Below are 7,300 nucleotides of genomic sequence, written 5' to 3'. Positions count from 1 at the left end.
ATGCCGTCCAAGATAATCGTCACCGTGCTGCCCGGCTCTGCTGTGCCGCTAATCGTCGGCGTGGTGTCGTTCAGACTGGCTCCTTCAGTCGGAACCGTCAGCACCGGCGCGGCCGGGGCTGTCGTATCCACCGTGAACGTACGTGCGGCGGAGTCTGGTCCGCCATTGCCTGCCGCATCTTCTGCACGCACCACTACGCTATGGTCGCCTTCGCCAAGCGCGGTTGGCGGCGTCCACGTCCAAGTGCCGCCCGCTCCAACCGACACCGTCACGGCATCGATGCCGTCCAAGATAATCGTCACCGTGCTGCCCGGCTCTGCTGTGCCGCTAATCGTCGGCGTGGCGTCGTTCACGCTGGCTCCGTCAGTCGGACCTGTCAACATCGGCGCGGCCGGGGCAGTCGTATCGTTTATGTCAAAAAATAATGTCCGCTCCCATTCGTGAGCACCGACCATATCCTCGACGGTTACAATCAGATGATAAGTTCCCGCCGGATATTGGACCTCGTCAAAGGCAACCGTCCATTCTGCAAGCGGCTGACTCAGGCCACTTGCATTCAAGGTGTACTCCCTTTCCGCCACCATGGCATCTTGTGCATTATTAAGCGCCAACCGTATCTTAAGCGGTTCTCCGATACTCCCGTCACGGACCGTCACATTCACCCCAAGCTCGTTGCCCGGCGCACTCGTGCCATAATCCGACTCCAACTGGGCGACCCGGACCTCCGGCGCGAATCTCTTCAGATACGGCAGGCTTTCTCCATCCTGAATCCCCCAGATTGCCGTATCCCAGCCATCGTAGGTGTTCCCGTTCATCATGTCGGATTCGCTAACGGCGCCGTCATAATCCGTTCCTCCTCCGACCGCGGCCAATGGCGGAACCGTAGCTTTCCAGTAGGAATAATTCAAATGTATGGTTGGAGGAGGGCTTGTCCTGTTACCTATCAATCCCCCTGCTCTGCCGATGTCGGCAGTCACGTTCCCGCTAGCATAGCTATTGGTTAACGTAACTGTATTAGATGCCTGTCCTAGCAGGCCGCCCGCACCGGCGTAAGACCATGGAACACCGCCGTCCAGCAATGTCACATTGCCGGCTGCATAGCTGTTTATCGCTTGTATACTTGATGCCCAACCGACCAACCCTCCAGCCATTTCTCCGTTCGTATGAACATCGCCGGTTGCATAACTTTGTTCAATTACAGCTCCACCTCCAGCTATGCCGATCAAACCGCCTGCATACCTGAACGAACCTTCGATCTCTACATGCGCCTCGCTATACGACATTCCATTTCTTATACTCGCGGCAATCCCTCCGGCTGAGTATCCGCTGCCTCTAATCGTTCCGCTGACGTAGATGCCTTCGCTCCTCGCGTGATCCGCTATAACTCCCGCTAAACCGCCTGCCTGAGAGCTCGGGTCAGTAGCGGTAATATCCACATTCTCCAGCCGCACGTTCTTTATCCTTACCGGTGTAGGAGGAATGAAAGTCTGACCATTCACTTCTCCGAACAAACCAAGGTACATCGCTCCAGAGTTGATGGTCAACCCCCGTACCGTGTGATAATCGCCATCAAAAGTCCCTTTAAAAGGGGCGCCATATTCCCCAATCGGTTCCCAGTTGCCAAACGCAGACAAATCAATATCCGCTCCCAGCTTGTAACTCGCGGTCAAGTTCTCCCGGACGCCATTCAGATCCGCCGCCGTCAGAATTATATAGGGATTAGCCTCGCTGCCATCCCCTCTTCCTTCGTAATCATAGGCTGCTTTCACTTTCTGCGTCCATAGACCGTTAACCGGCATCGCGGCAAGCAGGAACACCAACAATAAAGCCAGCTGCTTTCTCATCCTATACTCTCTCCATTCCGCTTCTATTAAAGTAATCCTGACCAAGTATAACAGAGAGACTTAAAAGAAATCTGAAAGCTCCTCGCGATAGACTCGATTACGGGGGAACAACCCTGTCCCTGCCCACGTCATTCTTAACGCACAACAAAAAGCACCTCCACGGCTTCATTGGCTAAACATCTTCCAATGATTTGCTATTAGAGGTGCTTGAAACCGATGAACAAATCTACTAAAGGTGATTCAAAAAACCAAAACGTCCAGTCTCACTCACTGCTAACGGACATAAAAGACGTTATTCTTCGATTTTTAGGTTTTCGAAAATCTAACGGACTTACACGACCTTATTGGCATCATCATAGCGCATATTGGCTCCATTATGATTCAATAGTGTCATTTCTGTCCGCTAGATTTTGTTTGAGGTTAAAATCGGCCAAATAGCGTCGCTGGTGTCTGTTAGATTTTTCAATCTTTTGTTCACAAGTCTGGCAGTTTTAGAACAGCTTCACCGCCGCCAACCACTCCCCGGCGATCAACGCGTGGCCGGCCGCCGTCGGGTGAACGCCGTCCCAGAGCCAATATGCCGCGTCCGTTCGCGATGCGGCTTGGTCGAACGCGTCCTGCAGCGGCACGTGCACGGTGCCGAATTCGCCGCTTAATTGCCGTACGACTTCGCGATACTCGCTCAGCTTGCGTGACCAGCTTCCCCAGTTGTCAGCCAGTGTGCCTGCCTCCAGGATAAACGGCTCGCACAACACAAGCTTCGTATCCGGCAGTACCTCCCTGGTCTCCTCAAGCAAATGCCTGTATGCCCGCTCGAACCGATCGGTCACTCCGCTCGGCAGTCCATTTACGATACGCGAGGCGTCGTTGACGCCGATCAGGATGCTGAGGACATCCGGCTTCAGACTAATGGCGTCCTCGTTCCACCTGGCATACAAGTCCGATACACGATTTCCGCTGACTCCGCGATTGATGAAACGAGGACGCGCTTCCGCATGTTGATGCCCCAGCTTGCTGGCAATCAGATACGGATAGCTGTGCCCCATAATATGATTAAGATCCTCGTTGCGCCCGCGTCCTCCATCCGTGATGGAGTCGCCTTGAAACAACACCGTTAAGCTTTCTCCCATGTGACTCTTCCCCTTACCCGCATTAAAGTAATTGCTCTCCTATACTTAACTCTTAAAGGCGCCGGCCGTCAAGCAAAAAAGCTGAGAAACGATTTTCGTTTCCCAGCCCTTTTCATTCGTTACCCTTCTTCGGTTTGAGAGCGAACAAGACGACCAGACAGCAGACGATTCCGATCGCCGCAAACAAGTAGAACAGCCACCTTTCCTGTTTCATCAGCGTTGACGCAACTAGCGGGCCCCCGGCCACTCCGATAAATCTCGCGCTGCTGTACAGCGATGTAATGGTACCCCTCTTTTCCTTCTCGATTCCCTCGGTTATTAAGGCATCCAGACTTGGCAACGACATTCCGATCCCCACTCCCCCCAGAAATAGCAGAACGATCAGCCAAACAAGAGTGTCCGAGCGATGAAGCCCGCAGACAATCATCGTGGCGGACAAAACCGCCAGTCCGATGACCGTGAACCACTTCATGACGTTTTTTTTCTTGCCGATGATCTTTCCCGCCGCAAACGATGACGAACATATGGCGAATAACGGAATGGCAAGCACAAGCCCCTTCTGAATATTCTTGATGCTGTATTCGTCTTCCAGCGTGTTGGAGAGATAATAGAGGAACCCGAACATGATAAACATGGCCATGCATCCGATCAGGAAAATAGCGTAAAGCCAAAGCCCGTTCCTGGCTAACGTGTCTTTGAGGCCGCGAAGAAATTCGCGGAATCCCGGGGCTTCGCTTTCTTGCTGCTTCGGCGTTTTCACCAGGGTGGCGACCGCCGCTATGGACAGGATCGACAGGAACGGAATGACGGCCAGCGGAAGATACCACACGACCATCGCCAGGGCGGACCCCAGCACCGGACTGACCACCTTGCCGAATGTATTGGACGTTTCGATAATGCCAAGCGAATTGCTTACCTCATCATCGCTTTTGAACATATCGCCTACAATCGGCAAGACGATCGGGAAAGCTCCTGCCGCTCCGATCCCCTGAACGAATCTCCCCGCCAGAATCGTCCAATAAGCGCCGGTACTGAGCAACCAGGCCCCTAGCCCGGAGATCGCGCCGCCGATGGCCGTTATGGACAAGCCGATCAGGATGATCTTCTTCCTGCCATGCTTATCGGATAAGTATCCCGCAATGGGAATACACAGGATTGAGATAGCAGCGTATACCGTAATAATAAGGCTTGTTTGTATGACGGTAATGGCCATTTTTTTCTGCATGAGCGGCAGTACGGGTATCAGCATCGAATTAGCCAATGTCATAATCAAAGGGATGCTCGCCAGTGCAGCCAAATCCCATTTTTTCTTCTCCATCGCGCGTCTGGTCCCCATTCGATATAAGGCTTACACCTCAATAATGACGGGCAGAATCATCGGACGTCTGCGCGTTCGCTCCAAGATGAGACTGCCGCAGCTTTTGCGGATGACATGCTTCAGCACCGACCACTTGCGATTCTCGCCCGCCAGCAGCTCCGAAACGTCCGCTGTTACTCTCTGATTCAACTCAGCCAGCAACGCCTCTGATTCCTTGACGTGCACGAACCCCCGTGTAATAATCTCCGGTCTGGATAACAAGGTACCCTCATCGCTGCTGAGCGTCACCACGACAATCAAAATGCCATCCTCCGCCAAATGTTTGCGGTCCCGCAATACGACGTTTCCGACATCGCCGATGCCCAGACCATCGATCAGCGTATTGCCCGCGGTCACCTTGCGGTTCTGTTCAGCACCATGCCGGGTAACGTCCAGCACGTCGCCATTGCGCATAAGGAATACGTCATTGCCATCCATGCCTACGGATTGAGCCAGCTCCTTATGCCGGGACAACATTCGATACTCTCCGTGAATGGGCACAAAATAGGCTGGCTTCATTAAAGTAAGCATCAGCTTAAGCTCTTCCTGACTGCCATGACCGGATACATGCATCCCCGTCGATGATCCTGAGCCATGAATCACGTAGGCGCCTCGCAGATACAATTGATCCAGAACGGCAGCTACGCTGCGTTCGTTGCCTGGAATGGGCGATGACGCGAAGATGACCGTGTCCTCAGGCAGCAGATCCATTTGGGCGTAATTGCCGTTGGCTAGTCGCGATAGTGCCGCCATGGGCTCCCCTTGACTTCCCGTGCACAGAATGGCAACCTTGTCCCTTGGGAGCTCGCTCGCAACCTTAACATCGATAAGCATGCCCTCGGGCATCGTCAAATAACCATAATCCAGCGCGACGTTCACGACATTAACCATACTTCGTCCCATCAAAGCAAGCTTGCGCTCCGTACGGATCGCCGCGTCGACCACCTGCTGCAGGCGACTCACGTTAGAGGCGAACGTTGACAGGAATACGCGATGCCTGGCCTTCTGGAACGCCTCCATGATCTTGTCTCCGACCAAGCTCTCGGAAGGCGTGAACCCCGGTCGCTCGGCATTCGTGCTTTCCGATAGAAGCACAAGAACTCCTTCTTCGCCAATTCGAGCCATTTTATGAATCTCGGGATATTGCCCATTCGCCGGAGAAAGATCAAACTTGAAGTCCCCCGTATGGACGACCCGGCCGACCGGCGTATCGAGCACAATGCCAAGGCAATCGGGGATGCTGTGGTTGGTTCTGAAGAAGCTTAGCGTCAATTTGCCTAACGCAAGCTCGGAAGCCGCCGTAATTTCGTGAAGTTCGGTTTTCTTCAGGCGATGCTCCTTCAACTTCAACTCGATAAGGCCAAGCGTGAGACGGGTCGCATACACCGGGACGCGAAGCTGCTTGAGAAAATAAGGGACGCCGCCGATATGATCTTCATGTCCGTGCGTAATGACGAGGGCCCGTACTTTATCTTTGTTTTGCAGCAGATAGCCGATATCCGGGGTAATCAAATCAATGCCGAGCAGGCTTTCATCCGGGAATTTCGAGCCACAGTCGATGACCACAAGATCGTCGCCGTATTCAACGACGTACATGTTTTTGCCGATTTCGAATACGCCGCCCAACGCAAAAATCGAAAGGCCGATTTTCGTGTCATTATCTGTAGGATTCGCTTCCATTGAGGACCTCCAATTACATTAATGCCACTATTATGTGTATCTCGGGCAGGCGGCTATACGCTGTTTCGCATGAAAGAACGCTTTGATCAGCTTACAAATTATCTAATTTAAGAAATGGCTTTATATAAAAAAGAGGCCTGCTTGGCCTCCGTCCGTCCCGTATATTAACCTGCATATGTGCGAGCAGCTAACCCTCTTCCGCCGGATTAATAATCGCCAGCACTTGATGATCCTCCCACTTCCCGTTAACCAATAAGTTGCTTCGCGCAATCCCTTCCTTATGGAAGCCGGCCTTCTCAAGCACCCGGATTGACCCGGGATTGTTAGGCGAAACCTCACCTACGATCCGATGGAACTTCAGTTCTTCAAAAGCATACTTCACGACCAGCTTTACTGCGTCCGTCATATAGCCTTTGCCGTTATTAGCCTGGTCCAGACTATAGCCGATCATGCAGCTCTGAAGCGGTCCTCGGGCTACGAAGGATAACGTTATGCTTCCAATAATTCGATCATCATCCTTATGGCAAATCACGAAAGAATATCGCCGATCTTCCATCCTGTCTGTCTTGCTCTTTATTACCAACTGAAGCTGATGCTCCTCTGTATAAAAAGCTTCAGGGGTACTCGGGGAAAACTGTTCAAAGAACGTCCGGTTGCGCTTATTCATTTCGGCTAGTTCCGCAGCGTCCGCTTCTTCCGGGAAACGAACGTAAATTCGCTGCTCTGACATCTGCACCATCCTTTCTAATAAACGAGTCTCTGGATCGACAAGCTCGGAAACTTATCAATTCCTGTGTGATCAAAAAACAAGCGCGTTATCCAATTTGGATAACGCGCTTGTTGCTGGTATCGGGATGACACGATTTGAACATGCGACCCCCTGGTCCCAAACCAGGTGCTCTACCAAGCTGAGCTACATCCCGTAAAAATGGCGCGGCCTAAGAGATTCGAACTCCTGACCTTTTGATTCGTAGTCAAACGCTCTATCCAGCTGAGCTAAGGCCGCAAATAGAAAAAATGGAGCGGAAGACGGGAATCGAACCCGCGACCCTCGCCTTGGCAAGGCGATGCTCTACCGCTGAGCCACTTCCGCAAATCATGGTGCGGTCAAGAGGACTCGAACCTCCACGTCATTGCTGACACTAGAACCTGAATCTAGCGCGTCTGCCAATTCCGCCATGACCGCATATGGATTTGTATGGTGCGGTTGAGAGGACTCGAACCTCCACGGGCGTACGCCCACTACCCCCTCAAGATAGCGTGTCTGCCATTCCACCACAACCGCATAT

General features: G+C 52.6%; 5 protein-coding genes and 5 tRNA genes. All 10 read right to left on the bottom strand.

The genetic code is table 11. The features are described 5' to 3' along the window. On the bottom strand, positions 1-1,844 hold a 1,844-nt coding region (locus PAT3040_RS23725; RefSeq protein ID WP_258235124.1), incomplete at its 3' end, for an Ig-like domain-containing protein. A gap of 491 nt (positions 1,845-2,335) precedes the next feature. Next, entirely contained in the window at positions 2,336-2,974 is a 639-nt protein-coding gene (locus PAT3040_RS23720; protein WP_108994625.1) for an SGNH/GDSL hydrolase family protein, read from the bottom strand. A 112-nt stretch (positions 2,975-3,086) separates the two neighbouring features. Continuing rightward, positions 3,087-4,292: an MFS transporter gene (locus PAT3040_RS23715; protein WP_108994624.1), complete on the bottom strand. Its 1,206-nt coding sequence runs from the start codon at positions 4,290-4,292 to the stop codon at positions 3,087-3,089. A gap of 30 nt (positions 4,293-4,322) precedes the next feature. Beyond that, on the bottom strand, positions 4,323-6,011 hold the full coding sequence (locus tag PAT3040_RS23710; protein ID WP_108994623.1) for a ribonuclease J: 1,689 nt from the start codon (positions 6,009-6,011) through the stop codon (positions 4,323-4,325). Between the two features lie 187 nt (positions 6,012-6,198). Then, positions 6,199-6,741: a GNAT family N-acetyltransferase gene (locus tag PAT3040_RS23705; protein ID WP_108994622.1), complete on the bottom strand. Its 543-nt coding sequence runs from the start codon at positions 6,739-6,741 to the stop codon at positions 6,199-6,201. 119 nt (positions 6,742-6,860) lie between these two features. After that, positions 6,861-6,934 (bottom strand) — tRNA-Pro (locus tag PAT3040_RS23700). Positions 6,935-6,940: 6 nt separating this feature from the next. Then, positions 6,941-7,017: transfer RNA gene (locus PAT3040_RS23695), tRNA-Arg, on the bottom strand. A 12-nt stretch (positions 7,018-7,029) separates the two neighbouring features. Continuing rightward, positions 7,030-7,104: transfer RNA gene (locus PAT3040_RS23690), tRNA-Gly, on the bottom strand. 6 nt (positions 7,105-7,110) lie between these two features. After that, positions 7,111-7,197 (bottom strand) — tRNA-Leu (locus tag PAT3040_RS23685). A gap of 13 nt (positions 7,198-7,210) precedes the next feature. Then, positions 7,211-7,296 (bottom strand) — tRNA-Leu (locus PAT3040_RS23680). Positions 7,297-7,300 lie beyond the last annotated feature (4 nt).

The sequence above is a fragment of the Paenibacillus agaridevorans genome (genome assembly GCF_003112455.1).
GTDB classification, from domain to species: Bacteria; Bacillota; Bacilli; order Paenibacillales; family Paenibacillaceae; genus Pristimantibacillus; species Pristimantibacillus agaridevorans.
This window is presented reverse-complemented; position numbering and strand designations above follow the sequence as displayed.